This window comes from Allobosea sp. Tri-44, assembly GCF_004123845.1.
Lineage (GTDB): Bacteria > Pseudomonadota > Alphaproteobacteria > Rhizobiales > Beijerinckiaceae > Allobosea.
In genome coordinates, this window is the sequence record NZ_NBDP01000053.1 from 57,496 (window position 1) to 82,455 (window position 24,960).

Annotated in this window: 27 protein-coding genes; 10 read left to right on the forward strand and 17 right to left on the reverse strand. The window is 65.6% G+C overall.

The genetic code is table 11. The annotated features are described in order from the left end of the window. Nucleotides 1–91: 91 nt before the first annotated feature. Nucleotides 92–994, reverse strand: a complete 903-nt coding sequence (locus tag B6S44_RS25315; protein ID WP_129159646.1) for an NAD(P)-dependent oxidoreductase — start codon at nt 992–994, stop codon at nt 92–94. A gap of 104 nt (nt 995–1,098) precedes the next feature. On the opposite strand from B6S44_RS25315, the gene B6S44_RS25320 reads away from it, so the two are divergent. Then, a complete protein-coding gene (locus B6S44_RS25320; RefSeq protein ID WP_129159647.1) occupies nt 1,099–2,184 on the forward strand; it encodes a LacI family DNA-binding transcriptional regulator in 1,086 nt (361 codons plus the stop codon). A 109-nt stretch (nt 2,185–2,293) separates the two neighbouring features. Here the strand turns inward: B6S44_RS25320 and B6S44_RS25325 are convergent, their stop codons facing one another. From B6S44_RS25325 to B6S44_RS25345, 5 genes are all read right to left on the reverse strand, one after another. Beyond that, nucleotides 2,294–3,184, reverse strand: a complete 891-nt coding sequence (locus B6S44_RS25325) for an NAD(P)-dependent oxidoreductase (protein ID WP_129159648.1) — start codon at nt 3,182–3,184, stop codon at nt 2,294–2,296. A 49-nt stretch (nt 3,185–3,233) separates the two neighbouring features. Next, nucleotides 3,234–4,136, reverse strand: a complete 903-nt coding sequence (locus B6S44_RS25330; RefSeq protein ID WP_129159649.1) for a carbohydrate ABC transporter permease — start codon at nt 4,134–4,136, stop codon at nt 3,234–3,236. Further along, a complete protein-coding gene (locus B6S44_RS25335; RefSeq protein WP_248309789.1) occupies nt 4,129–5,046 on the reverse strand; it encodes a carbohydrate ABC transporter permease in 918 nt (305 codons plus the stop codon). The genes B6S44_RS25330 and B6S44_RS25335 overlap by 8 nt, the downstream gene beginning before the upstream one ends. A gap of 95 nt (nt 5,047–5,141) precedes the next feature. Beyond that, nucleotides 5,142–6,449 carry an ABC transporter substrate-binding protein gene (locus tag B6S44_RS25340; RefSeq protein WP_129159651.1) on the reverse strand — a complete coding sequence of 436 codons (1,308 nt, stop codon included), beginning with the start codon at nt 6,447–6,449 and terminating at the stop codon, nt 5,142–5,144. A gap of 107 nt (nt 6,450–6,556) precedes the next feature. Then, nucleotides 6,557–7,609 carry an ABC transporter ATP-binding protein gene (locus B6S44_RS25345; protein ID WP_129159652.1) on the reverse strand — a complete coding sequence of 351 codons (1,053 nt, stop codon included), beginning with the start codon at nt 7,607–7,609 and terminating at the stop codon, nt 6,557–6,559. Between the two features lie 247 nt (nt 7,610–7,856). Here B6S44_RS25345 and B6S44_RS25350 point away from each other — a divergent pair, with 247 nt between their 5' ends. From B6S44_RS25350 to B6S44_RS25360, 3 genes are all read left to right on the forward strand, one after another. Next, nucleotides 7,857–8,618: a FadR/GntR family transcriptional regulator gene (locus tag B6S44_RS25350; protein WP_129159653.1), complete on the forward strand. Its 762-nt coding sequence runs from the start codon at nt 7,857–7,859 to the stop codon at nt 8,616–8,618. A gap of 179 nt (nt 8,619–8,797) precedes the next feature. After that, nucleotides 8,798–9,772, forward strand: coding sequence for a 2-hydroxyacid dehydrogenase (locus B6S44_RS25355; RefSeq protein ID WP_129159654.1), 975 nt, complete (start codon nt 8,798–8,800; stop codon nt 9,770–9,772). After that, on the forward strand, nt 9,757–10,581 hold the full coding sequence (locus B6S44_RS25360) for an AprI/Inh family metalloprotease inhibitor (RefSeq protein ID WP_164985960.1): 825 nt from the start codon (nt 9,757–9,759) through the stop codon (nt 10,579–10,581). The genes B6S44_RS25355 and B6S44_RS25360 overlap by 16 nt, the downstream gene beginning before the upstream one ends. Before the next feature lie 57 nt (nt 10,582–10,638). On the opposite strand, the gene B6S44_RS25365 is transcribed toward B6S44_RS25360, so the two are convergent. The 9 genes from B6S44_RS25365 to B6S44_RS25405 form a co-directional block, all read right to left on the reverse strand. After that, the gene (locus B6S44_RS25365) at nt 10,639–10,986 is read right to left on the reverse strand and encodes an MliC family protein (protein ID WP_129159656.1); all 348 of its coding nucleotides are present in this window, start codon (nt 10,984–10,986) and stop codon (nt 10,639–10,641) included. A gap of 115 nt (nt 10,987–11,101) precedes the next feature. After that, nucleotides 11,102–12,085 carry a D-erythronate dehydrogenase gene (denD, locus tag B6S44_RS25370; RefSeq protein WP_129159657.1) on the reverse strand — a complete coding sequence of 328 codons (984 nt, stop codon included), beginning with the start codon at nt 12,083–12,085 and terminating at the stop codon, nt 11,102–11,104. 29 nt (nt 12,086–12,114) lie between these two features. Then, the gene (gene denD, locus B6S44_RS25375; RefSeq protein ID WP_129159658.1) at nt 12,115–13,107 is read right to left on the reverse strand and encodes a D-erythronate dehydrogenase; all 993 of its coding nucleotides are present in this window, start codon (nt 13,105–13,107) and stop codon (nt 12,115–12,117) included. A gap of 19 nt (nt 13,108–13,126) precedes the next feature. Then, nucleotides 13,127–13,873 (reverse strand): SDR family oxidoreductase, encoded by a 747-nt coding sequence (locus B6S44_RS25380; RefSeq protein WP_129159659.1) that lies wholly within the window; start codon nt 13,871–13,873, stop codon nt 13,127–13,129. 24 nt (nt 13,874–13,897) lie between these two features. After that, complete coding sequence (locus B6S44_RS25385; RefSeq protein WP_129159660.1) at nt 13,898–14,344, reverse strand: GNAT family N-acetyltransferase; 447 nt, start codon at nt 14,342–14,344, stop codon at nt 13,898–13,900. 1 nt (nt 14,345) lies between these two features. After that, complete coding sequence (locus B6S44_RS25390; RefSeq protein WP_129159661.1) at nt 14,346–15,020, reverse strand: GNAT family N-acetyltransferase; 675 nt, start codon at nt 15,018–15,020, stop codon at nt 14,346–14,348. Next, nucleotides 15,017–15,343: a hypothetical protein gene (locus B6S44_RS25395; RefSeq protein WP_129159662.1), complete on the reverse strand. Its 327-nt coding sequence runs from the start codon at nt 15,341–15,343 to the stop codon at nt 15,017–15,019. Before B6S44_RS25395 ends, B6S44_RS25390 begins: the two co-directional genes overlap by 4 nt. Continuing rightward, the gene (locus B6S44_RS25400) at nt 15,340–16,179 is read right to left on the reverse strand and encodes an isocitrate lyase/PEP mutase family protein (RefSeq protein WP_129159663.1); all 840 of its coding nucleotides are present in this window, start codon (nt 16,177–16,179) and stop codon (nt 15,340–15,342) included. Before B6S44_RS25400 ends, B6S44_RS25395 begins: the two co-directional genes overlap by 4 nt. Nucleotides 16,180–16,324: 145 nt before the next feature. Then, nucleotides 16,325–18,163 (reverse strand): IlvD/Edd family dehydratase, encoded by a 1,839-nt coding sequence (locus B6S44_RS25405; RefSeq protein ID WP_129159664.1) that lies wholly within the window; start codon nt 18,161–18,163, stop codon nt 16,325–16,327. A gap of 341 nt (nt 18,164–18,504) precedes the next feature. Between B6S44_RS25405 and B6S44_RS25410 the strand changes: the two genes are divergently transcribed. Continuing rightward, nucleotides 18,505–19,689: a pyridoxal phosphate-dependent aminotransferase gene (locus tag B6S44_RS25410; RefSeq protein WP_129159665.1), complete on the forward strand. Its 1,185-nt coding sequence runs from the start codon at nt 18,505–18,507 to the stop codon at nt 19,687–19,689. A gap of 2 nt (nt 19,690–19,691) precedes the next feature. Continuing rightward, a complete protein-coding gene (locus tag B6S44_RS25415) occupies nt 19,692–20,027 on the forward strand; it encodes an NIPSNAP family protein (RefSeq protein ID WP_129159666.1) in 336 nt (111 codons plus the stop codon). Between the two features lie 19 nt (nt 20,028–20,046). Here B6S44_RS25415 and B6S44_RS25420 read toward each other — a convergent pair whose 3' ends face one another. Together B6S44_RS25420 and B6S44_RS25425 are read right to left on the reverse strand one after the other, a co-directional pair. After that, nucleotides 20,047–21,360, reverse strand: coding sequence for an MFS transporter (locus B6S44_RS25420; RefSeq protein WP_129159667.1), 1,314 nt, complete (start codon nt 21,358–21,360; stop codon nt 20,047–20,049). 69 nt (nt 21,361–21,429) lie between these two features. Continuing rightward, nucleotides 21,430–22,326: a tellurite resistance TerB family protein gene (locus tag B6S44_RS25425; RefSeq protein ID WP_129159668.1), complete on the reverse strand. Its 897-nt coding sequence runs from the start codon at nt 22,324–22,326 to the stop codon at nt 21,430–21,432. A gap of 276 nt (nt 22,327–22,602) precedes the next feature. On the opposite strand from B6S44_RS25425, the gene ykgO reads away from it, so the two are divergent. From ykgO to B6S44_RS25445, 4 genes are all read left to right on the forward strand, one after another. Beyond that, complete coding sequence (gene ykgO / locus B6S44_RS25430) at nt 22,603–22,728, forward strand: type B 50S ribosomal protein L36 (RefSeq protein WP_038363015.1); 126 nt, start codon at nt 22,603–22,605, stop codon at nt 22,726–22,728. 165 nt (nt 22,729–22,893) lie between these two features. Next, complete coding sequence (locus B6S44_RS25435) at nt 22,894–23,538, forward strand: tetratricopeptide repeat protein (RefSeq protein WP_129159669.1); 645 nt, start codon at nt 22,894–22,896, stop codon at nt 23,536–23,538. A 186-nt stretch (nt 23,539–23,724) separates the two neighbouring features. Beyond that, nucleotides 23,725–24,135 (forward strand): MbcA/ParS/Xre antitoxin family protein, encoded by a 411-nt coding sequence (locus B6S44_RS25440; protein ID WP_129159670.1) that lies wholly within the window; start codon nt 23,725–23,727, stop codon nt 24,133–24,135. A gap of 112 nt (nt 24,136–24,247) precedes the next feature. Next, nucleotides 24,248–24,958, forward strand: a complete 711-nt coding sequence (locus tag B6S44_RS25445; protein WP_129159671.1) for an RES family NAD+ phosphorylase — start codon at nt 24,248–24,250, stop codon at nt 24,956–24,958. The last annotated feature ends 2 nt before the right edge of the window (nt 24,959–24,960 follow it).

Below are 24,960 nucleotides of genomic sequence, written 5' to 3' on the forward strand. Positions count from 1 at the left end.
GATGACGGTTTTATACCGCAACTGGCTATCGGCGGCCCCGTTCGGCACAGTTGTGGTCCGGACGCGTCTCGTTACGGCACAAGCGCCGGGCTCAGCCGAGCGAAACCTTGCTCTGCCCGGCGACGAAGTCGGAGAGCATCGGCACATAGTGCTCGCCCATGCCGCTCGCGACGGCTGCCGCATAGACGTTCTTGACGGCTCCGCCGACCGGGTTCGGAACGCCGGCGGCGTTGGCGAGGCTCTCCAGATAGCGCACGTCCTTCAGCGCGTTGGACAGCGTGAACTTATGTGCATCCGGATCGCGTTCGAGCACGTACTTCATGAAGGTCTGGTAGAAGCCGCACTCCATGCGTCCGCCCGTGATGACGCTGTCGAAGGTCTGCGGGCTGATGCCGACCTTCTGCGCCAGGGTCAGCGCCTCGGCGTAGATCGCGCCATAGCCGAGCGAGAGGAAGTTGTTGAGCAGTTTCATCTTGTGGCCATCCCCGACGGGGCCGAGATGAACGATCTTCTGGGCCCAGGCCTCGCAGACCGGGCGGATGCGCTCGAAAACCGCACTGTCGGCCCCAATCATCGTCGAGAGTTGACCGAGATTAGCCTGGGCGGGTGTTCCGCCCAGCGGCGCGTCACAGAGGTGCAGGCCCATGGCAGCAAGCCGTTCCGCCAAGGCGATCGTCGAGACGGGGTCGGAGGTCGAGCAGTCGACGACGATCGTGCCGGGCTTTGCGCCGGCCGCGATGCCATCGGGACCGCTGATGACCTGCTCGACCTGCGGCGAGCCGGTGACGCAGAGGAAGATGATACTCGCCCTCCCGGCGAGTTCCCGCGGGGTCGCGGCTTCCGCTGCGCCCGCAGCCTTGAGCTCTTCGACGGGCTTGCGGTTGCGATGGCCCATGACCGTGAGCGGGAAGCCCTTGGCGAGAATACAACTCGCCATGCCTTGACCCATGTAACCAACGCCGATGAAGCCGATAGATTCTTTAGTCGTGCTCATCTTCAGTTTCTCCGAATTATATGAGATGGAACAAGGGAATGCGGAACGATTTGGCCAAGAACTGGTTGAATGCAGCGGCTTCCAGGCTTCAGGAGAAGCGATTGATGGCGAATGACGGACACTCGCGCGACCCCTCGGGGGCCGGGAGGGCGGGTGTCAAACCCGGTGGCCGTGGCCGCGTTACCTTGCAGATCATCGCCGACCGGCTGGAGGTTTCGACCGCGACCGTCTCGCTCGCGCTGCGCGAGAGTCCGCTGGTCGCCGATGGCACCCGCCTGCGCGTACAGCAAATCGCGCGAGAGATGGGCTACAGCTACAACCGCAGCGCGGCCTCGCTGCGGACCGACCGGACCAACATCCTCGGCGTCGGCTTCCACGACATCACCAATCCTTACTTCGCCGAGTTGCTCGCCGCGATCGAGGAGACGGCGACGACGCATGGCCGCTCGATCCTGCTCGGGACCTATGCGGAGAACCTGCAGCGGCAGGACCGTGTCCTCAACACACTCAAGGAATACCGGCCCGACGGCATGATCATCTGCCCGGCCGGCGGTACCACGGCGGAGACCTTGCAGCACCTGATGGCGGCGCAGGTGCCGTTGGTGCAGCTCTCGCGGGAGATTCCCGGCATCGGCCTCGATTTCGTCGGCTCGGATGACCGGCACGGCACCGTGCTCGCCGTCGAGCACCTGCTCGGGCTCGGCCATCGCCGCATCGCCTTCCTCGGCGAGAGCCCGCTGATCTCGACCGGCCGCAACCGTTATCGCGGCTATTGCGAGACACTGGCCAAGCACGGCCTGCCGCTCGATCCGACGATCGTCTATTCGGCCTATGGCACGCGCGAGAACGGCCTGAAGGGTGTCCAGAAAGTGCTCGACGCTGCTGATCCGCCGACCGCCGCAGTCTGCTTCAACGACCTCACCGCCTTCGGCGCGATGCTCGGCTTGCGTCATCGCGGCCTGGAGGCCGGCGCGGACTTCTCGGTCATTGGCTGCGATGACGTCCAGGAAGCGTCGCAATGGTATCCGGCGCTGACGACGCTGAAGAATTTCCAGGATGATATGGGGCGGACATCGGCGGAGCTGCTGCTGCGCCGGATCGCCGATCCGTCGGCGCCGCCGCAGCGCGTCGTGCTGACCCCCGAACTGGTTGTGCGCGGGACGACGGCGCCGCCGAGGGCGGCGCGCTGAGGCCGGAGCGTTTCCGCGTTTCTCCGAAACACGGAAACGCTCAAAGTTTTTGTTTTGATGCATTTTCTTCACGCGAACCGGTGCCCACTTCGCTCGAAAATGCTCTGGTTCAGGCATCGTTGTCCGGCTTGCGGTTCAGCGCCCGATAGGCGCGCACCACATGCGAGTCGTCGCGCCCGCCATGGCCGAGGCCGGAGGCGGCAAGGAACATCTGGTGCGCCGCTGCGGCGAGGGGCAGCGCCGCCTTCGCGGCGCGCCCGGCATCGAGGACGATGCCGAGATCCTTGACGAAGATGTCGACGGCGCTGGCGACCGGCGGCTCGTCTTCGAGCATGCGCGGGCCGCGGTCTTTCAGCATCCAGGACGAGGCGGCCGACCCGCCCATGATCTCGAACAGTACCTTGCCGTCGATGCCGGCCTTCTGCGCCAGCGAGAGCGCCTCTGCCGCGACCGCGATGTGGACGCCGCAGAGCAGCTGATTGACGGTTTTCACCGTCGCGCCCTGGCCCGGCTTCTCGCCGACATGAAAGACCTTGTCGCCCATCGCGTCGAGCACGGGCTTGGCCTTGGCGAAGCTCTCGACCGGGGCGCCGACCATGATGGTGAGCGTGCCTCCTTCAGCGCCCTTCACGCCGCCCGAGACTGGTGCATCGACGAAATAACGGCCGGTCTTGGTCACGGCTTCGGCGATGGCCTCGACCTCCCCCGGCGGGCAGGTCGCCATCAGGACCACGGTGGCGCCTGGGGCGAGCGCATCGAGCGCTCTGGCGTCGAACAGGACCGAGCGGGCCTGAGCGGCGTTGACCACCATCAGCACAAGTGTGTCGGCGCCCTCGGCAGCAGCAACAGCGCTGTCGGCGGCGTGACCGCCGGCAGCCACCAGGGCCGCGCGCGCGCTCTCCCTCATATCGAAACCTGTGACGCGGAACTGGCGCTTGACGAGATTCTCGGCCATCGGCGCGCCCATGGCGCCGAGCCCGATGAAGGCAATGGAAGTCACGTTTCTTGGCCTTGGCTTGGGGCGGCTTGGAGGCCGCCGTCTTACGACATCACTCTTTCACCGCGCCGGTGAGCGAGGCGACGTAGTAGTCGACGAAGAAGGAATAGAGCAGGGCGACCGGGATCGAGCCGAGCAAAGCGCCGGCCATCAGCGAGCCCCAATGGTAGACGTCGCCCTCGACCAGCTGGGTCAAGACCGCGACCGGCACCGTCTTCTTCTCGGCCGACTGGATGAAGGCGAGCGCGTAGATGAACTCGTTCCAGGACAGGGTGAAGGCGAAGATGCCGGCCGAGATCAGCCCGGGCAGGGCCAGCGGCAAGGTGATCTGCCAGAGGATCTGCAGCCTAGTCGCGCCGTCGATCATGGCGCATTCCTCGAGCTCGTAGGGAATCGACTTGAAGTAGCCGATCAGGAGCCAGGTGCAGAACGGTATCAGGAAGGTCGGATATGTGAGGATCAATGCCCATTGCGAGTCGAACAGACCGAGCTGGAAGATCAGCGTCGCCATCGGGATGAACAGGATCGAGGGCGGCACCAGATAGGCGAGGTAGATCGCCAGGCCGACATATTGCGAGCCCTTGAACTTTAGGCGCTGGATCGCATAGGCGGCGAGCACGCTGGAGAACAGCGAGAGCACTGTCGCGACGGTCGCGACCGTCATCGTCGTCAGCAGCCATTGCGGATAATCGGTCTGGAACAGCAGCCGCTTGATGTTGTCCAGCGTCGGCGAACTCACCCAGAACGGGTTGTAGGTCTTGTAATCGTAGAGCTCGGCGTTCGGTTTGATGGCGGTGATCGCCATCCAGTAGAACGGGAAGAGCAGCACGATCACGAAGATCGACAGCGGCAGGTAGACCGTGATGAAGCGGCGCGGGCTCGAAGACCAGTCGATGACGCCGGTATTCTCCTTCTCGACGAGGTGCGGGCGCTCCGCGGCAGCGTGATCAGTCATTGTCTTCTCCCTGCTGCCATTTGCGGCGGGCGAGCGCGTAGTAGCTGAACAGGGTGGCCAGCACGAGGAAGGGTATCATCGCGACCGCGATCGCAGCGCCCTCGCCGAGTTGGCCGCCGGGAATGCCGCGCTGGAAGGCGAGCGTCGCCATCAGATGGGTCGAGTTGATCGGCCCGCCGCGGGTGATGGCGTAGACGAGCTGGAAGTCAGTGAAGGTGAACAGCACCGAGAAGGTCAGCACCACCGCCAGAATCGGCATCAGCATCGGGAAGGTGACGTGGCGGAAGCGCTGCCAGGCATTGGCGCCGTCGAGCATCGCTGCCTCGTAGAGCGCCGGCGAGATCGTCTGCAGGCCGGCGAGCAGCGAGATCGCGACGAAGGGAATGCCGCGCCAGGTGTTCGCCGCGATCAGCGACCAGCGCGCGGCCCAGGGCTCGCCGAGAAAGTCGATATAGGTCGTGCGCCAACCGAGCACGTCGACCAGCACATAGGAAATGATCGAGAACTGCGGATCGTAGATCCACCAGAAGGCGATCGCCGAGAGCACTGTCGGCACGATCCAGGGTACCAGGATCAACGCCCGCAGCAGCGACTTGAACGGCAGGTGATTGTTCAGCAGCAGCGCCAGCCAGAGGCCGAGCGCGAACTTCCCGACCGTTGCGACGCCGGTATAGAGCAGCGTGTTCCAGACTGAGGTAATGAAGACCCGGTCCTGCATCAGCGAGGTGAAGTTCTCGAAGCCGATGAAATGGCCGGAACGTCCGATCTTCGTGTCGGTGAAGGCGAGCCAGATCCCTAAGCCCAGCGGATAGGTCAGGAATATCAGCAGCAGGGCGGCCGCCGGCAGGAGGCAGAGGAAGATCAGGACAGACTTGTTGTCGAGCAGCCGGACCAGCCAGTTCTGCGGCATCTGGTGGACGGTCCTGGCTTCCGCGGCGATCGTCATGGCGCTCCTTTCCGTGAAACAGCCGCGCCGCCGGAGGTCCGGCGGCGCGGTCGCGGCGATCAGGTGCGGTAGTAGCGCTTGGCGCGGCGCTCGGCCTCGGCGGCGGCTTCCTCAGGCGTTGCCTGACCGGCGCAGACGGAGGCGACCATCTGGACCATGACGTATTCGGCGTTGACCGTGCCGGCGGCCTCGGTGATCGCGCCCTTGTAGCCGCTCCAGAGCGCCCGCTCCCAGGTGTCGCGATAGACCAGGATCTTGGGATCGCCCTCCCAGACCTTGCTCTTCGCGTAGCCCTTGAGCGGCTGTGTCCAGTAACCGAAGCAGCCGGTCAGCCACTTGTCGTACTGCTCCGTCTCCATCATGAAGCGGAGATACTCCTTGGCGGCGTTCGGGAACTTGGTGTGCTTGAACACCATGGCGTTGATCACCAGCGCCGTCTCGGTCGGCCGCCCGACCCCGGCGCCGACCGGCATCGGCGCATGATTGAGGTCCTTGCCGATCGCCGAGATCTTCTCGTCCTTCGAGTTCTTGATCGAGAAGTAGAGCGAGACGCCGTTCTGGGTCAGTCCGATTTCGCCGGCGGTCAGCGCCTTGTTGTTGCTGATGTCGAGCCAGGACAGGGTGCCGGGGATGAAGGTCTCGTAGAGCGCCTTGGCGTATTTCAGCGCCTCGATCGTCTCCTTGCTGTTGATCGCGACCTTGTTGTTCTCGTCGACCATGTAGCCGCCATGCGACCAGACCAGCCAGTTGCAGAAGGAGTTGCCGTCACCGACCGCGTTGCCGAGCGCGAAGCCGGAAGGGTGGCCCTTCGCCTTGAGCTTGCGGCAGAGGTCGAGGAAGCCGGCATGGTCTTTCGGGAAGGTGTCGAAGCCCGCTTCCTTGACCCAGGATTCGCGATAGACCGCCGGGCCGCCGGAACCGCCCATCGGGATCGAGATCCAGGTGTTGGTCTTGTCTTTCTTGCCGTATTTCTCGGCGACCGGGTACCAGCCGCCATGTTTCTTGCCGAGATCCTCGGCGACCTGCGTCAGATCGAGCAGCTTGTCGGCGAAGATATGCGGATCGTCGGCCCAACCGACGACGATGTCGGGCCCGGCGCCGGTGTTGGCGGTCACGGCGGTCTGCGGGCGCAGATCCTCCCAGCTGGCATAGTCGACGCGGACCTGAACGCCGGTCGCCTTGGTGAAGGCTTCGGTGTTCTCATTGAAGATCGTCTGGTCGGGGTCGACGAACTTGGTCGGACGCAGCACGCGCAGCGTCGCGCCCTTCTCGATATTGGCCGTCTGAGCGATCGACGGCACAGGCAAGGTGGCGCCGGCTGCGAGGCCTGCGCCACCGATCAATACATCGCGTCTGGAAATCGTCATTGCTTGTCTCCTCCGGGTGGCCGCGAGGCCCTGCATGGGAGCCTCGTCGCGATTTGTCGGGACAGTGCCGCCGCCGGAGTATTCTCCGTGCAGCGGCCCTCAATATATCAGATGCGCTTGCCCGTCGCCGCGTCGAAGAGATGCGTGACCGAGGTATCGGGCCGGATATGGATGTTCTCGCCGGGCTTGGCGGTGATGCGCTCGCGGAAGATGCAGGTCAGGCTCTGGCCGCCGCAGCGCACGATAACCTGGGTCTCGGAGCCCATCGGTTCGATGACCACGACCTCGGCCGGCAGGCCGGAGGAATCGAGCTGGATATGCTCGGGGCGGATGCCGAACACGGCGGCCCGGTCATTCGAATCCGCCGGATGCTTGCCGATCGGCCAGATCACGCCGCCTTCGGTCTCGAAGCCGTTGGCGCGGATCGTGCCCTTCAGCAGGTTCATCGAGGGCGAGCCGATGAAGGCGGCGACAAAGAGGTTGGTGGGGTTGTCGTACAGATCCAACGGGGCGCCCATCTGCTCGACGATGCCGTCATGCATCACGACGATCTTGTCGGCCATGGTCATGGCTTCGATCTGGTCGTGGGTGACGTAGACCGTCGTGGTCTTGAGGCGCTGGTGCAGTTCCTTGATCTCGGTGCGCATCTGCACGCGCAGCTTGGCGTCGAGGTTCGACAGCGGCTCGTCGAAGAGGAAGACCTGCGGATCGCGGACGATGGCGCGGCCCATGGCGACGCGCTGGCGCTGGCCGCCGGAGAGCTGGCGCGGATAGCGGTCGAGCAGCTTGTCGAGGCCGAGGATGCCGGCGGCCTTGCCGACGCGCTCGTCGATCTCGGCTTTGGGCGCCTTCCGCAGCTTCATCGAGAAGGCCATGTTGTCGGCCACCGTCATATGCGGATAGAGCGCATAGTTCTGGAAGACCATGGCGATGTCGCGCTCTTTCGGCGGCACGTCGTTGACGACGCGCGGGCCGATGCGGATCTCGCCGCCGGTGATGTTCTCGAGGCCGGCGATCATGCGCAGCAAGGTCGATTTTCCGCAGCCCGACGGGCCGACCAGGATGACGAATTCGCCATCGTTGATGTCGATATCGACGCCGTGAATGACCTGCGTCGAGCCATAGGCCTTGCGCACGTCGGCAATCTGGACGGATGCCATCTTTGGTTTCTCTCCCGCTCTTTAGGTTGCCCCGGGGTGCCTGACACAATCCCCGTCGGCGGCGCTGCAGATCATCGGCTTCTGACGACCGATCGACACGAGACCACGCAATCCAGGCGAGCCGCCTGTTGCGTCAACCTCGTTCGCGGATAAAGTCATACGATAGAAAGAGGCGTGTCAAGCGCCGGGCGGCCAGCGGGGCGAGCTCTCCGACGCTGCCGATGTTTGGAGGAAAAGCGTAGGTTCGATGCGGCTCCATGTCCAGGCGCGCCCGACGAGGCTCAACCCCGACCGGCTTTTCGGCCAGGTGGCGCACCGTCTTGCGGTCGCGATCATCACCGGGGCGTCGCCGGCCGGCGCGCTGCTGCCGAACGAGGACGATCTGAAGGGCGAGATTTCGGTCTCGCGCACCGCCTATCGCGAGGCGGTCAAATTCCTCAGTGGCAAGGGGCTGGTCGAGGCCAAGCCGAAAAGCGGCACGCGGGTGGCGCCGCGCGAGGCCTGGAACCTGCTCGACCCGGATGTCCTTGCCTGGCATTTCGAAGCCGATCCGAACGAGAAGTTCATCCGCGACCTCTTCGAACTCAGGCTTTTCGTTGAGCCGAGCGCCGCTCGCCTCGCAGCGCAGCGGCGCAGTGCGGCCGATCTGCAGCGGGTCGAGGCGGCCTATCGCGGCATGGTCGAGAACCCGCCCTATGCCGAGCGGACGGTCAATGCCGACCTCGCCTTTCACGAGGCGATCTTCGCCGCGACCCGCAATCCGCCGCTGCAGTGCCTCGCGCCTGCTGTGTGTGCAACGATCCAATGGTCGCTGTTCCTGAAGGCGCCGGACGACCGCTTCTTTTTCACGGCGTCATTGATCGATCATGAGCGTGTGCTCGAGGCGATCGTGCAGCGCGATGGCGAGCTCGCGGCGGCGCGGATGAGCGGGCTGGTGATCGACAGTCTGAACAGCACACTGCGTCTGCTCGCCGGTCGAGCGGAGGCGATTGCGAGCAAAATCGCGTGATTAAATCATACTATATGGAGCTGAATAGACAGCCGAGCCGGGATGTCATAACCGGCTCTGCAAGCAGCCCCTACTTGCGCGCGCTGGGAATTCCCCGGCGCCTTTCTGGCGGCTATGTTGATTTAATCGTTTTAAGAGTTTGAAATCAAGCCACGCACGCGTTCCACGAAAGCAGGACCATGACCGCGCAGAACAAGATCGAGATCGTCATGACCGGGCCGCTGATGGCCTATGCCGCCGACCAGCTCAGGGCGCGCTTCACCGTGCATGAGCTCTGGAAGGAGCAGGATCGCCAGGCGGCGCTGGCGGCCGTGAAGGATCGCGTGCGCGGCGTCGCTGGCGGCGGCGCACATGTGCGCATCGACGATGCTCTGTTCGATGCGCTGCCCAAGCTCGAGATCGTCTCGAATTTCGGCGTCGGCTATGACAATGTCGACGCGACTGCCGCCGGCAAGCGCGGCATCCTCGTCACCAATACGCCGGACGTGCTGACCGACGAGGTCGCCGACCTTGCCATCGGCCTCCTGCTTGCGACTGTCCGGCAATTGCCGCAGGTCGACCGCTATCTGCGCGCCGGCAAGTGGCTCTCGGGCGCCTACCCGCTGACGACTTCGCTGCGCAAGCGCAAGATCGGCATCGTCGGGCTCGGGCGGATCGGCAAGGCCGTGGCGCGTCGGCTCGAAGCCTTCGACGTGCCGATCGCCTATCATGGCCGCTCGCGGCAGGCCGATGTGACCTATCGCTACTATCCTTCGCTCGCCGAGATGGCGGCCGATGTCGACACGCTGGTCTCGGTCGCGCCGGGCGGCGACTCGACCTATCACATCATCAACGCCGAGGTGCTGAGGGCGCTCGGGCCGAACGGCATCGTCGTCAATGTGGGGCGTGGTACGGTGATCGACGAGCTAGCGCTGATCGAGGCGCTGAAGTCCAAGACGATCCTCTCCGCTGGCCTCGACGTATTCGAGGACGAGCCGCGCGTGCCGGCCGAGCTGATCGCGATGGATCACATCGTGCTCTTGCCGCATGTCGGCTCGGCATCGGTGCATACGCGCGAACAGATGGGTCAGCTTCTGGTCGACAACCTGGTTTCATGGTTCGATGGCAAGGGTCCTTTGACACCGGTTGCCGAGACGCCATGGACAAAAGCCTGATCACGACAGGGGCACGCCTCATGCGGCGAGGTGCGATCATTGCCGCTCTGGCTCTGCTGTCCGTCTCGCCCGCTGGAGCACAGACGGCGCCGCTGCCGCGCGGCGCCGAGCAGGCGCCCGAGGCGTTGAAGCCGTTCATCGGCTCCTGGGACATCGAGAAGCTCGGCGCGTCGCGGAAATGCACCGTGACCTTCGGGGCAGAGGTCGCAGGGCAGGGCCGGCAGATCCGTTTCCCGGCGACGTGCCGGCGCGCTCTGCCGATGCTGGATGATGTCGTCGCCTGGGACGTGTCCGGTGGCGCGCCGCGCCTGCTCGATGGCTCCGGCAAGGCGCTCGTGAGTTTCGACGAGAAAGCCGATCCCGGGCGCCGCGGCAAGGGCAATGATGGCAGCCAGTATGGCCTCGATCCGAAGGGGTACGTCCGCGCCGCGGCACGACCGACACCGGGCCGCGCGGAGCTCGCGGCGACGGCAGCGGCGCGTCCGACTGCTGTCGATCCTGCGAGTGCGCCCGCGGCAGGGAGCGTGCCTGGCCGCTATACCGTGATGCGGCAAGCCGGGCGCGACATCTGCAAGCTCGTGCTCTCGACCAGCCCGTCCGCCAATGCAGGTGCGTCAGTCGTGAGTTTCGACGGGCTCTGTCCCGATACCGGGCTGACGATCTTTTCGCCTATCGCCTGGCGCTATGAGGCAGGCCGGCTCGAGCTGATCGCCCGCAAGGGCCACAAGGTCGAGCTGGTCTTCGAGGGCGGGCAGTGGCGCAAGGACCCGGCGGTCGGCGCGCCACTGATGCTGAGGAAGCTGCCATAGCGCGTCCGCGCGCCGCCAGTCCGGGCCTGCGAAATGCAGGCTAGGATGGGACGCCGCTCAGCGAGGCTTCACGCGGATGCATTCGCGCGACGGCTGTCCGCCGACATTGAGGACGAGCGGCCTCGCGCCTCGCTCGAATATTTCGACATTGCTGCCGGCATAGCGCACGCCCGAGGCCGACATGGCTTTCGGCAGCTGATACGAGCTGCCGTTCGGAAAGGTGACGGTGATCGACTGGTGGCCGGAATTGAAATCGACCGTCACCCGCTTGCCTTGGGGAAGGCTGGGCGAACAATCATATTCTTCGGTCGCTGGATTGGCCGCCGCCGTAGCGGCCCAGAGGCCGGCTGCCAGAAAGGTGGCGACTGCGGATGTGCGCCCGGACACGCGAACCAGTTTGCTCATAAACCCCCCTCAATGTTCCAAAGGCTGCCCCAGCGTGGCGGGGGCAGCCTCCAACATGCACAGATGGCAAGCGTTTGTATCGGGCGCGCGACGCTATCCATGCCCAGGCCAATACTCACGCGACGAATGTGCCGCCGAGCTCGTCGTCGATATGGGCGCGGATGATCTCCTCGAAGCTCGATTCCGCCTTGAAGCCGAGTGAGGGTGCGCGCTTCGCATCGAAATTGCGCGGCCAGCCGGCGACGATGGTGTCGATCACCGGGTCGGGCACGCGCTTGATCCGCTTCACCACGTTCTCGCCGGCGACCTTGCGCAGCGCCTCGATCTGCTCGGCGACGGTCGCCGAATAGCCCGGCATGGTCAGCACCCGGCGCGGGCCGATCACGCCGGTGTCCATGGTCGCGGCATGGACGAGGAAGCCGACGGCAGAGCGCGGCGAGGCGTGCCAGTGGCGAACCTGGTCGGAGACCGGCAGCACGGCCTCCTGCCCGGCGAGCGGCTCGCGGATGATGTTGGAGAAGAAGCCGGAGGCCGCTTTGTTCGGTGCGCCGGGGCGCACGCAGATCGTCGGCAGGCGGATGCCGACGCCATCGAAAAAGCCGCGGCGGCTGTAGTCGCAAAGCAGAAGCTCGCCGATCGCCTTCTGCGTGCCGTAGCTGGTCAGCGGCGTGGTGAAGAACTCGTCCTCGATCTTGTCATGGAAGGGCGCGCCGAAGACGGCGATCGAGGAGGTGAAGATCACGCGCGGCTTGTAGCCGTCGCCGACAAGGCGGATCGCGTCGAAGAGGTAGCGCGTGCCGTCGAGATTGATGCGGTAGCCCTTGTCGAAATCGGCCTCGGCCTCGCCGGAGACGATCGCCGCGAGATGGACGATCAGCTCCGGCCGCGAGGCGATCAGCTTCTCGGCCTCGCCCGGCTGCGACAGGTCGGAGGTCAGCGACTCGAAGGCGAAGGGCGCATTCGCCGGTGCCGAAGCCGGGAAGACGTCCTGCGCCGTCACCTTGTCGATCGCCTTGCCGCCGAGGCCGCCGTCGCGCGCCAGGCGCTCGATGAACTTGCGGCCGACCATGCCGGCGCCGCCGATGACGAGGATATGCATGTCTTTATGTCCGATCGTGGTTCTTGCGTTCAGTTGGGTAGGCGGCCGCCGAGATCGTCCTCGATATGGACGCGGATGATCTCGTCGAAATCCTGTTCGGCCCGGAAGCCGAGCGACAGCGCGCGGCGGGCATCGAAGCGGGTCGGCCAGCCCTTGACGATGTCGGCGGCCGCCGGATCCGGAGCGCGCCTGATCAGTTTCACTGCCCTGTCGCCGGCGATGCGGCGCAGCGCCTCGATCTGCTCGCCGACGGTGACGCAGACGCCCGGCATGCTCAGGTTGATACGCAGGCCGAGCTGCTCCCGCGTGAGCGAAGCGCCGTGCAGCAGGAAGCCGACGGCCGAGCGCGGGCTGGCATGGGTGAAGAGCACATCGTCCCCGACGGGAAGCAGCGCCTCCTGGCCCTGCAGCGGCTCGCGTATAATGCCGGAGAAGAAGCCGCCGGCCGAGGCATTGGGCTTGCCGGGCCGGATCACGATCGAGGGGAAGCGGATGCCGACGCCCTCGACGAAGCCGCGGCGCGAATAGTCCGCGAGCAGCAATTCGCCGATCGCCTTCTGCGCGCCGTAGCTGGTCAGCGGCGTGACGTGGAACTCGTCAGAGATCGCAGGCGGGAAGGGTGCTCCGAAGATGCCGCTCGACGAGGAGAAGACGAGCTTGGGCACATAGAGACCGTTCTTCGCGCTCTCCTGCCGGATCGCCTCGAGCAGGTTCCGCATCCCGTCGAGATTGATGCGGTAGCCCTTGTCGAAATCGCGCTCCGCCTCGCCGGAGATAATCGCGGCGAGGTGGAAGATGATGTCGGGCCGAAGGGCGGCGAGTTCGGTCGCGATCGCAGCCGAACTCGAATCCTCGGTGCGGATGTCGATCGGCCCATCGAACCCGGCCGGTCGCGGCGGCGCCACGACGTCGGTCAGCGTCAGTCGCGATAGCGGCCTACCGGCACACATGCCCTCGCGAGCGATGCGCGCGGCGAGCCGCTGGCCGATCATGCCGGCGGCGCCAGTGATCAGGACGTGCACGGCGCTACTCCCGTGCTACTCAGAGCGCGAAGCCGCCATCGGCGAGATGGATCTGGCCGGTGGTGTAGCTCGCCTCGTCCGAGCCGAGATAGACGGCGAGCCAGGCGATCTCCTCGGCGGTGCCGAGGCGGCCCATGGGCTGGCGGTCGACGAAGGCCTGACGGGCGGCTGCCTCGGTCGTCTTCGTCACCTTGGCGAGCTCGATGATGCGGTGGTCGAGCGAGGGCGACTGGATCGTGCCGGGGCAGATCGCGTTCGAGCGGATGCCCTTCTTGATGTAGTCGGCCGCGACCGCCTTGGTCAGGCCGATCACCGCCGCCTTGGTCGCGCCGTAGACATAGCGGTTCGGGATGCCGCGTACCGAGCCGGCGCCCGAGGCGATGTTGACGATCGAGCCCTTGCCGGCGGCGAGCATGCCGGGGACGAAGGCCTTGATCGTGCGGTGCATCGACTTGACGTTGAGGTCGAAGGAGAACTCCCAGGCCTTGTCGTCGCACTCCAGAATCGTGCCGTGATGGACGTAGCCGGCGGCGTTGACGAGGATGTCGATGGTGCCGACCTTCTCGGCGAAGGCTTCGACCGCCTTGGTCGAGAGCACGTCGAGCTTGCGCTTCTTCGCCTTCGGGATGCCGTCGAGCAGGGCGACGTCCTTGTCGGTCGCCCAGACGGTCGCGCCCTCGGCGACGAAGGCCTCGGCAATCGCCCGGCCAATGCCCTGGCCGGCTGCGGTCACCACTGCGACCTTGCCCTTCAAACGTCCTGCCATGTCGTTTCTTCCCTTACTTTCCGATTATCGAAGGCTTTTGCGCATATGGATCAGCCGGCGGTCCGGCAGATCCTCGTAATGGGTGGTCTGGTAGCCGAGCCGCTCATACCAGCCGATGCGGTCGGCGAGCTTGACGTGGGTGTAGAGATGGACGGCGTCGTGGCCGAGGGCGCGGGCGCGCTCCTCGGTGAAATCCATCAACCGAGAGCCGACCTTCTTGCCGGTGGCTGCCGGCGAGACCGCGATGCTCCAGAGCGTGAACTTCGCCGGCTCGTCCTCGAGCACCAGAACGCCATCGAGCGCGCCTTCGCTTTCGGCGAGCCAGATTTCATGTTCCGCCAGCACCTGCCGGTAGTTGGCGATGCGCGGCAGCGAAGGCACGCCGATGATGCTCTCGTTTGGCAGATAGGCGGCCTCAGTCAGCGCGACGATCGCCGGAATATCCTCGGTCGTGGCGCGACGCAGGGCCATCTCAGGCGGCCCCAGCAGTCTTCATGCAATCGGCCAGCGAGCTCTTCTGCTGGCTTTGGGCGTCGAAATTCTCCGGCGTGAGCCAGGCCCGGAAGGCCTGCCCGACCTGCGGCCATTCGCTGTCGAGGATCGAGAACCAGGCCGTGTCGCGGTTGGCGCCCTTCACCACCTGATGCTGGCGGAAGAGGCCTTCATACTGGAAGCCAAAGCGCAGAGCGGCGCGCTTGGAGGGCTCGTTGCGGTTGTTGCACTTCCATTCATAGCGGCGATAACCGAGCGAGAAGCCGTACTCGCCGACGAGATAGATCGCCTCGGTTGCAGTACGGGTGCGTTGCAGGCTCGGCGAATAGGTGATGAAGCCGACTTCGAAGACGCCGTGCTCCGGCCGGATCTCCATGATCCAGAGATGGCCCTTCGCCTTGCCATCGGCCTCGTCGACCACCGCGAGCGGCACGATGCCGGCCTTGGCCGCCATCGTCGCGAGCAGCTCGCCATAGGCGGCCTTGTCTTGCGGTGGCATCGTCGGCATCCACTGCCAGAGATGGTCGTGGCCCGCCATCGCCTGCCAGATGTCGTCGAGATGGCGGGCCGGATCGAGCGGCTCGAGGCGGCACCAGCGGCCCTGCAGCACCTTGGCGGGCGGGAAGGGGCGGGGAGTCCAGTCAAGCTTGGTCATGCCGTGACTTTCTTGCGCCAGACGGCGAAATCATGGGTGATCTGCCAGCTTGAGCCGAGCTCGGCAGCGATGGTGCCAGCGAGCGCGGCACCTTCCGCTTCCCAGGCGAGCCTTTCAGCTTCGCTGGCGAAATCGGAGGCTGCCTCGTCGGCCTCGTCGTAGATGGCGTCGAAGACGTCCATCCAGCTCTCCAGCCGGTCGGCGAGATCGTCCGACAAGCCGACATCGTCGGCATCGACCGGCTTGCGCTTGCCCTTGGCATCGATCAGCCAGAGCCCGCTCTTGCCGAGCCATTCCGGGGCGATGAGCAGTTCTCCACTCACGAGCGCGCCTTGAGGTCGTCGCGGAAGAATGGGTTGAGCGGCGCCGAGGCGCCGTTGCCGGCGAAGCCCTTGAAGCTGCCTTCGTCCTTGATCAGGCGCGTCGCCTCTATGAAGGCGGCCCAGGCGGCCCGCGCCAAGGCACCGCCGATCGAGATGCGGCGAGCTCCGGCGGCGGCGATGTCGGACACGCTGAGACCGAAATCGCCATAGACCAGAGCGTTGACCGGCTTGCCGCCGGCGGCAGCGACGATTGCTCCGATGTCGGCGACCGTCCTGGGGCCGGGGGCATAGAGCACGTCGGCTCCTGCCTCGGCAAAGGCCTCGATCCGGCGGACCGCCTCCTTCAGAGGCTCGGGATGGCCGGTGAGGAAGCATTCGGCGCGGGCGGTCAGCAGCACGCCGGAACCGGTCTCGTCCACGGCCCGGCGCGCCGCCTTCACACGCTCGACGGCAAGCTCGAACGGGTAGAGCGTCTCGCCTGCGCGCCCGGTCGCGTCCTCGATCGAGAGGCCGGCGACGCCGGTCGCGATGCAGAGTTTGATATTGGCGGCGACGCCGTCGGGCGTGTCGGCATAGCCGTTCTCGAAATCGGCGTTGATCGGCAAATCGGGGACCGCCTTCACCAGCTCCGACAGATGCGCCAACATCATGTCGCGCGGCACATCCTGGTCGGCGCGCCCCTGCGTGAAGGCGAAGCCGGCGCTGGTCGAGGCCAACGCCTTGAAGCCCTGGCCGCGCAACCAGCGCGCCGAGCCCTCGTCCCAGGGGTTCGGCATGACGAAGCAGCCGGATTCGTGGAGTTGGCGAAACGCGTCGACTTGCGGGCTGTAAGTCATTTTAAATCGTTTCAAATGAGCTCAGGGGCGTCATACTGTCGCCCCTGAGCCGATTTGTCAGCCCCGCTTGCGCGCATCTGCCGTCGAGCGGGAATGCGTCGCGGGAATGCCGGCGGCAGGAGTCCGCCGCCGGCCTTGAACCGTGTCAGTGGTTGTCGCGCGGTATGCCGAATTTCTTGTGAATCTTCTGGTACTTGACCGCCGGCTTCAGCACCATGCCCTCGGAGAGTTCGTCGACGATCTTGCGCTGGATTTCCTGCCAGGGGGTCTGGCTCTTCGGATACTTGTAGCCGCCGGCGGCCTTGAATTCGGCGCGGCGCTTTTCGAGCTCCTCGTCCGAGATCAGCATGTTGGCGGTGCGCTTCTTCAGATCGATGCGGACCTTGTCGCCGGTCTTCAGCAGCGCCAACCCGCCGCCTGTCGCCGCTTCCGGCGAGGCGTTGAGGATCGAGGGCGAGCCCGACGTGCCGGACTGGCGGCCGTCGCCGACGCAGGCGAGCGCGGTGACCCCCTTCTTGATCAGGTAATCCGGCGGCCGCATGTTCACGACCTCTGCCGCGCCGGGATAGCCGACGGGACCGACGCCGCGGATGAACAGCACGGTGTGCTCGTCAATTCCGAGCGCGGGATCGTCGATGCGGTGGTGGTAGTCCTCCGGCCCGTCGAAAACGACGGCTTTGCCTTCGAAGGCCATCGGGTCCTTCGGGTTGTCGAGATAGCGCTTGCGGAATTCCGGCGTGATCACCGAGGTCTTCATGATCGCCGAGTCGAACAGGTTGCCGGAGAGGTTGAGGAACCCGGCCTCCTTCTTCATCGGCTCGTCATAGGCCTTGATGACGTTGCGGTCGCCGGTGAAAGCGCCCTCGCAGTTCTCGATATGGGTCTTGCCATTGGCGGTGATCGCCGGCTTGAGCCTGCCCTTGGCGATCAGCTCGGCGATTACGGAGGGCAGGCCGCCGGCGCGGTAATAGTCCTCGCCGAGATATTCGCCGGCCGGCTGCATGTTGACCAGCAGCGGCGTGTCGTAGCCGATCTTGGTCCAGTCCTCATTGTCGAGATTGACGCCGATATGCTTGGCGATGGCGTTGACGTGGACCGGCGCATTGGTCGAGCCGCCGATCGCCGAGTTGATGACGATGGTGTTCTCGAAGGCCTCGCGGGTCAGGATCTTCGAGGGGATCAGGTTCTCCCAAACCATCTCGACGATGCGACGGCCGGTGAGATAGGCCATCTCGTAGCGGTCGCGATAGGGGGCGGGGATCGCGGCGGCGCCGGGCAGGGTCATGCCCATCGCCTCGGCGAGCGCGTTCATGGTCGAGGCCGTGCCCATGGTGTTGCAGTGACCCGCGGATGGCGCTGACGACGCAACAAGATCAACGAAGCCGCGATAGTCGATCTCGCCGGCAGCCATCATCTGGCGGGCCTTCCAGACGATCGTGCCCGAGCCGGTGCGCTCGCCGCGGAAGGAGCCGTTCAGCATCGGCCCACCCGGCAGCGCGATCGCCGGGATGTCGACGGTCGCTGCCGCCATGATCTGCGCCGGGGTGGTCTTGTCGCAGCCCGTGGTCAGCACGACGCCGTCGATCGGGTAGCCGTAGAGGATCTCGACGAGCGAGAGATATTGCAGGTTGCGGTCGAGCGAGGCGGTCGGCCGCTTGCAGGTTTCCTGGATCGGATGGATCGGGAATTCGAAGGGCACGCCGCCCATTTCGCGGATGCCGTCGCGGACGCGATGGGCGAGCTCGAGATGATGGCGGTTGCACGGGGCGATGTCGGAGCCGGTCTGGGCGATGCCAATGATCGGGCGGCCCGACTGCAACTCCTCGCGCGATAGGCCGAAATTCATGGTCCGCTCGATATAGAGCGCGGTCATGTCGGCATTGGCCGGATTGTCGAACCAGGCCTTGGAGCGCAGCTGCTCCGGCTTGATCTTCCGCACCGGCTTCTTCCCATTAGGCGTCTTGCTAATCGGCGTCTTGGCCATCCCGTCATTCCCTCTCGCGGCCAGGCGGCCTTCGCGCCGCTTCGGCATCGTCTTTAAATCGATTTGATCGGCAGGTCATGCCAATCACGAGCAGAACGGCAAGGACGCTTGCCGCAGTTGCTGTATGCTGCATACAACGACTTGGCGCGCCGTGCCAATCGCTTGGAGGGCGCCTGCGCCAGCAAAGGTCGCCGCGGCGCAGTTTGCAAGTGTTCCAAATGCGTCCCTGTCCGGACCGGGACGCAAGAGGCGCACTTGCGCGGCCGCCGGCTTTGCGGCCAAGACAGGTTTGAGACGATGCGGCGGCGCGCAGACCGGCCGCGACTGAAGAGGAAACCGCCATGACGCTCCACGTGGTCCCTTCCTTCGGCCGGATCGGCGAAGAGAACGCCTTCGCCGTGCTCGCCCGGGCGACAGAATTGCAGCGCCAGGGCAAGGACATCATCAATCTCGGCATCGGCCAGCCGGATTTCCCGACGCCGGAGCACATCGTCGAGGCGGCGGTAAAGGCGCTGCGCGACGGGCATCACGGCTACACGCCGGCGAACGGCATCCTGCCGCTGCGTGAAGCGGTCGCCGCCGATCTGCACAAGCGCTTCCAGGTCAATGTCTCGCCTGAGGAGGTGATGATCGTGCCGGGCGGCAAGGTCACCATGTTCATGGCGATCCTGATGTTCGGCGAGCCCGGCGCCGAGATCCTCTATCCCGATCCCGGCTTCCCGATCTACCGCTCGATGATCGAGTATACCGGGGCGACGCCGATCCCGGTGCCGATCCGCGAGGAGAACGGCTTTGCCTTCTCGGCCGAGGAGACGCTGTCGCTGATCACGTCGAAGACGCGGCTGCTGATCGTCAACTCGCCGGCGAACCCGACCGGCGGCGTCACGCCCAAGGCCGAGGTCGACAAGCTCGTCGCCGGCCTCGCCCGCTTCCCCGATGTCGCGATCATGTCGGACGAGATTTACGACCAGATGCTCTACGACGGCGAAAGCCACGTCTGCCTGCTGAGCTATCCGGAAATCCGCGACCGGCTGATCCTGCTCAATGGCTGGTCGAAGACCTATGCCATGACCGGCTGGCGCATGGGCTTCTCGATCTGGCCGAAGCCGCTCTACGACAATGCCCGCAAGCTCGCGGTGAACTCGCATTCCTGCGTCAATGCCCCGGCGCAATGGGCGGGCCTGGCCGCGCTGACCGGCCCACAAGATGCGGTCGCGATGATGCTGGCGGAATTCGACCGGCGCCGGAAGGCGGTGGTCGCCGGGCTGAACGGCCTGCCCGGCGTCTCCTGCATCGTGCCGAAGGGGGCGTTCTATGCCTTCCCGAACGTCTCGCAGACCGGCTGGAAGGCGAAGAAGCTGGCCTCGGCGCTGCTGGAGGATGCCGGCGTCGCCACCATCGGCGGGCCGGATTTCGGCGTCCACGGCGAAGGCTATATCCGGCTCTCCTATGCCAACTCGCTCGAGAATATCGAGCGGGCGCTGGGGCGGATGGGCGAGTTTCTCAAGAGCGCGAAGGCGGCCTGACGATGACGATCACCTGCCATCTCCGTTACATCGTCGACCCCTACCAGCTCCCGGCCTTCGAGGCCTATGGCAAGGCCTGGATCCGGCTGGTCGAGCGGTTCGGCGGCAAGCACCACGGCTATTTCATGCCGTCGGAAGGCACGTCGAACGTCGCGCTGGCGATGTTCAGCTTTCCGTCCTTCGCGGAGTACGAAACCTATCGCGAGGCCTCGTTCAAGGACGCCGAGTGCCTCTCCGTGGTCGCGGAGAACGAGAAGCACCGCTTCATCATCAGCTATGAGCGCAGCTTCTTCCGGCCGGTCTTCGAGGACGATCAAGGCGTCAAACGCGCGCCCTGATCACCGGCCATCTCGCTAATCAAGCGGAAGGCCTGACACGCCCCGGCACCAGCCGCACCTTTCGCGGCGCCGCCAGCCAGATCGCCGCCGCCGAGACAAGGCAGCAGGCGATCGCCAGCAGGAAGGCCAGGCGATAGCTGCCGGTGGCATCGTGAATCGTGCCGGCCAGCCAAGGCCCGGCCGCGCCGCCCGCAAGTACAGCCACCGTGATCGTCCCGAAGATCGCCCCGAACTGCGGCCCTTCGAAAATCTCGACAACGATCGCGCCCAATACCGAGGTCAGCGCATAGCCCAGAAAGCCTTGGGCGATCACCATCACATAGAGCAGGATAGAAGACGGCGTGTGCTCCAGCGCGATCAGCGCGGCATAGGAGATGGCGAAGCCCAGGCAACCTACCGTCCAGACCCATTCCCGGCCGATGCGGTCCGACAGGGCTCCCAGTCCGATCTGGCCGGGTATGGCGACGGCACTGACCAGGCCCAGTGCCCAGGCCGCCGTCAGTGGGGAAAAGCCAACCTCGATCAGATACTTCGTTTGATGGACCTGCGCCGCATACCAGGCGACCATCGCACAAAAGTAGCCGAGCACGATCCACCAGAAGGGGGCAGTGCGCAGTGCGCGGGCGAGTGTCCATTCGATCGCGACCCAGGCTTGGTCGACCACCCCGGCGGCGTTGCGCGCCGCCCCGGCCGTGGCCGAGCTGCGCTCGCCATCCGGCAGCAGGCCGAGATCCTGCGGCCTGCGACGCACGAGCAGGTTGAGCGGACCAAGCAGAAACAGCACGAGCAGGCCCATGATCCAGCAGGCGGCGCGCCAGCCTTCGCGGCTGATGATCGATTGCAGCCAGGGCAGGAGCAGTAGCGCCCCGACGCCGACGCCGGAAAAGGCGATACTGATCGCAAAAGCACGGCGGCGCACGAACCAGTTCGGCAGGAACTGCGATTGCGCCGAGAAGCTCATCAGATTGGCGCCGCAGCCGACCAGGACGCCGAGCGTCACATAGAGGTGCCAGGCCGCGCCGATCGCGGGCGCGATCAGCATGCCCGCCGCCAGCATCGCCACGCCGGTCTCGATCACGACGCGTGGGCCATGCTTGTCCATGACGCGACCGACGGAGGTGCTGGTCACGGCCGAGAGCAGGAAGCCGAACGAGAACGCGCCCGAGGCGAGCCCGCGATCCCAGCCGAATTCATCGATCAGCGGCGGCAGCAGCAGCGAAAAGGACGTGCGTGCGCTGACCGCCACCGCCATGGTGACGAAGGCGACGCCGACGATGAGCCAGCCATAGTAGAACGGCAGGCGCGCCGACCAATGCGGGGAGGGTGAATGCATACCGCATTGGTCGGTCGGGTACGTCAGGCGTCAATCCGCACCCGACGCACCCCAGATCTGCGTCAGGGGTCAGACCTTCGCAGCGCTCGCCGCCGCGTCGATATTCGCGACCAGCTCGGCATCCAGGCCGAGCGAGCCGGCGAGACCAGCGAGGAAGTCCTTCTCGGCCGGGGTGTCCGGATTGATGGCGACGCGCGCCGCCGTATAGATCTGCGCGGCGAGCTCAGGCGTCTCGGCGCCCTCGACCAGCGCGTCGACGCTCGCCGGGTTGGCGAGCTCGTTGGTGAGCCATTCATTGGCTTCCGCGTCGAGGCCGGCCTCGCGCAGGCCGCCGAGGATGGCGTTGCGCTCGGTCTCGTCGATATGGCCGTCGGAGGCCGAGGCGGCGATCATGGCGCGGATGAAGATCAGGGCGCTGGCGTCGCTCGCCGCTTCCGGTTCGAAGCCCGAGCCCGATGGAGGTGGCAGCACTGCCTGCTGGTCGGCGCCGAGCAGCGGCTTGCCGGCCTGGTAGTTCTGGAAGGCCTTGTAGGCGAGGCCACCAATCAAGGCGAGACCGCCGACCTTGGCGGCGGAACCGGCGAGCGAGCGGCCGGCCGAGGTCCCGAAGATCAGTGCGCCGAGCCCGCCGAGCATCGCGCCGGCAGCGAGCTGATTGCCGCCAAGCATGCCCTTGGCCTGCTCGATCAATTGCTCAGGCGTCTTGCCGCCGGAGAACTGGCCGACGATGTCGGTCGCGCCCTGCTGCAGGCCGGTGTTGCGGCCGGCCTCCTGCACGCCTTGGGTCGCCTGGCCGAAGATCTGGCCGGCCATGCCGGTCAAGCCGCCCTGGCCGCCGGCCTGCTGGACCTGCTGGGCGAGATTTCCGAGCACGCCGCCAAGGCCGCCGCTGGCCTGGCCGCCCTGGGCGCCAACCTGGCTGCCCGCATTGACGAGGGCGTCGAGGAGGGACTTGGCGTTGAACATCGAGGAAACTCCGGGGAAAGTCTGTCGCAGGGTGCAATCTAGGTATGCGCTGACCGCACTACCAGTGCGGCCCTGCGATTGCGACGGGAGCATGACGGCTCGCACAAGGCGGCGGAAATATGCTTCGGGGCCTTGCCAATCGCAGCAAAATCCTTATACAGCCGGCATCGCATCAGGCGCGCATGTCGTTTGTTCGATGAGGACCGGTTCGGTTCGCGTCGCGCCTTTCGTTTTTGACCGGTCTGGCCGAAAGGCCGATCGACGGGAGTCCGGACCATGAAGATCCGCAATTCGCTGAAGTCGCTCCGCGCGCGTCACCGCGACAACCAGCTCGTGCGCCGCAAGGGCCGCGTCTACATCATCAACAAGGTCCAGAAGCGCTTCAAGGCGCGTCAGGGCTGAGGCTTCGCGCGGCTCAACGCCGCGCCGCAGGCTTCCTTGTCGAGATTAAAAGAGCGGGCTGCACAAGGTGCAGCCCGCTCTTTTGGCGTGTGCTTCTTCTTGTTCACTGGTGATCTCGCTGGCCCGTGAATTGACGTAAGACCCGGCTGGCCCCACCTTGGGGGTATGAGGTTCGCTCGACTTGCCCGTGCTGCGCTGATTCCGGGGCTGCTCTTCGTGGCCGCGCCGGCGGGATTTGCGCAGGAGTCGCCACTGCGCGATGGCGCAGTGCCGAATGCCGATCGCGACGACAAGCCGAATCTGCCGGAAGCGCCGCCGTCGCGCACGCCGGCCGCCACTCTGGACCGGCTGTTCGAACGGCTCGCCGCAGCGAAGACGTCGGAAGAGGCGAAGGGCATCGCCAATCTGATCCAGCGGCGCTGGGCTCGCTCGGGCTCGGATACCGCCGATCTCCTGATGACCCGGGCGCAGGATGCGCTGAAGGCACGCGAATTGCCGCTGGCGATCGAACTGCTCGACCGCGTCGTCACCCTTGAGCCAGACTGGGCCGAGGGCTGGAATCAGCGGGCCAATGCGCTGTTCCTGCAGGGCGATCCGATTCGCTCCATGCTCGACATCGCCGAGACGCTGAAGCGCGAGCCACGCCATTACGGCGCGATGATGGGGCTCGGCTCGATCCTGCGCCAGCAGGGCGACGACAAGCGCGCCATGGTCGCCTATCGCCGGGCGCTCGTGGTCTACCCACAGCTCGACGTCGTGAAGGACGCCGTCGAGGCGCTCAAGCTCGAGGTCGACGGCCGCGACGCGTGAGTGGCCTCCGTGATGCTCGGGCCTGACCCGAGCATCTCAAGCCGAACGTGCTTCCCGTAGCACCTTCTCGCCCTGGGATTCTCCAGTCTGCGCTGCGCCCGAGAATGACGCTGCGTGTGGCATCTCGCGCTGCGTCTTGCCATTTGGCAGCATTTTACCTATATTCTGCCAAATGGAGATTGCCCGATGAGCCAGCTCTCACCGATTCCGACTGTGCCGGACGCCTTCTCGCCTGCGGCGATCACCGAAGCCGAGGCGGCGGCAATGTTCCGCGCCGCCGTGAATCTGTTCCGGCTCTGGGGTCTGACCGATGAGGAGGCCGCGGTGCTGCTCGACCAGCCGGTGCGCAGCTATCGACGCTGGAAGACGGGCGAGATCGGCCGCCTCGATCGCGACACAAGGGCGCGCCTCTCCAATCTGATGGGCATCCACAAGGCGCTGCGATTGATTTTTCGTGAGCCGCAGCGCGGCTATGCCTGGATCAAAGCGGGCAATGAGGCTTTCGCGGGCAAGCCGGCACTCGCCGTGATGCTTGGCGGCGAGCTCACCGATCTGATGCGGGTGCGACGCTATCTCGACGCGGAGCGCGGGCTTTGAGCATGTTCCGCAAAAGTGGATACCACTTTTGCGATTAGAACATGCTCCAGCACTATGAGTTGGCGCGAATTCTGATCGTTCGACCGGTTCCGGTCGAACGGAAAGCGCGCCCGTGAGCGCCACCGACTACCCGGTCGCGCGGGTCGAATGGCCGGCAGCGGTCCGCATCATCCGCAGCGCCTTTCCGCCGATCGACCTGTTCGAGGACATCGCCGACCCGGCCGATTGGCCTCTGCTCATCCAGGCCGAGATGAAGACCAATCCGCGATTGATGGAGACGATCGGCAATCTCGACCTGGTCCCGCCGGCGCGCCGCGTCTCGGGGCAGGGTGCAAGCTGGCTGATGGCGCCCTTCACCCATATCAGCCGCGACCGGCCGAGCCGGTTCAGCGACGGAGGTTATGGTGTGCTCTATGTCGCCGAGAGCTTCGAGACGGCGCTGTTCGAGACGATCCACCACCACGGCCGCTTCATGGCGCGAACCAAGGAACCGCCGGGCTGGACCTCGCAGTTCCGCGAGCTGGTGTTGTCGGTCGACGCCAGCCTGCACGATCTGCGCGACGAGCGGGCAGGGGAGAGCGCGCTGCTGCGGCCGAACGATTACGTCGCCAGCCAGGCGCTCGGCGCGAAGCTGCGTGCGGCCAAGTCGGAGGGCGTCGTCTATCCGAGCGTGCGCCGGCCGGGCGGAGAGTGCGCCGGGCTGTTCTGGCCCGATCTCGCGGGCAATCCCGTCCAGGGCCGGCATCTCGACTACCACTGGAACGGGGCGCGGGTGGATCTCTACCGCGAGGCTGGGACGGGACGAGTGTTCCGGATCGGGTAGGC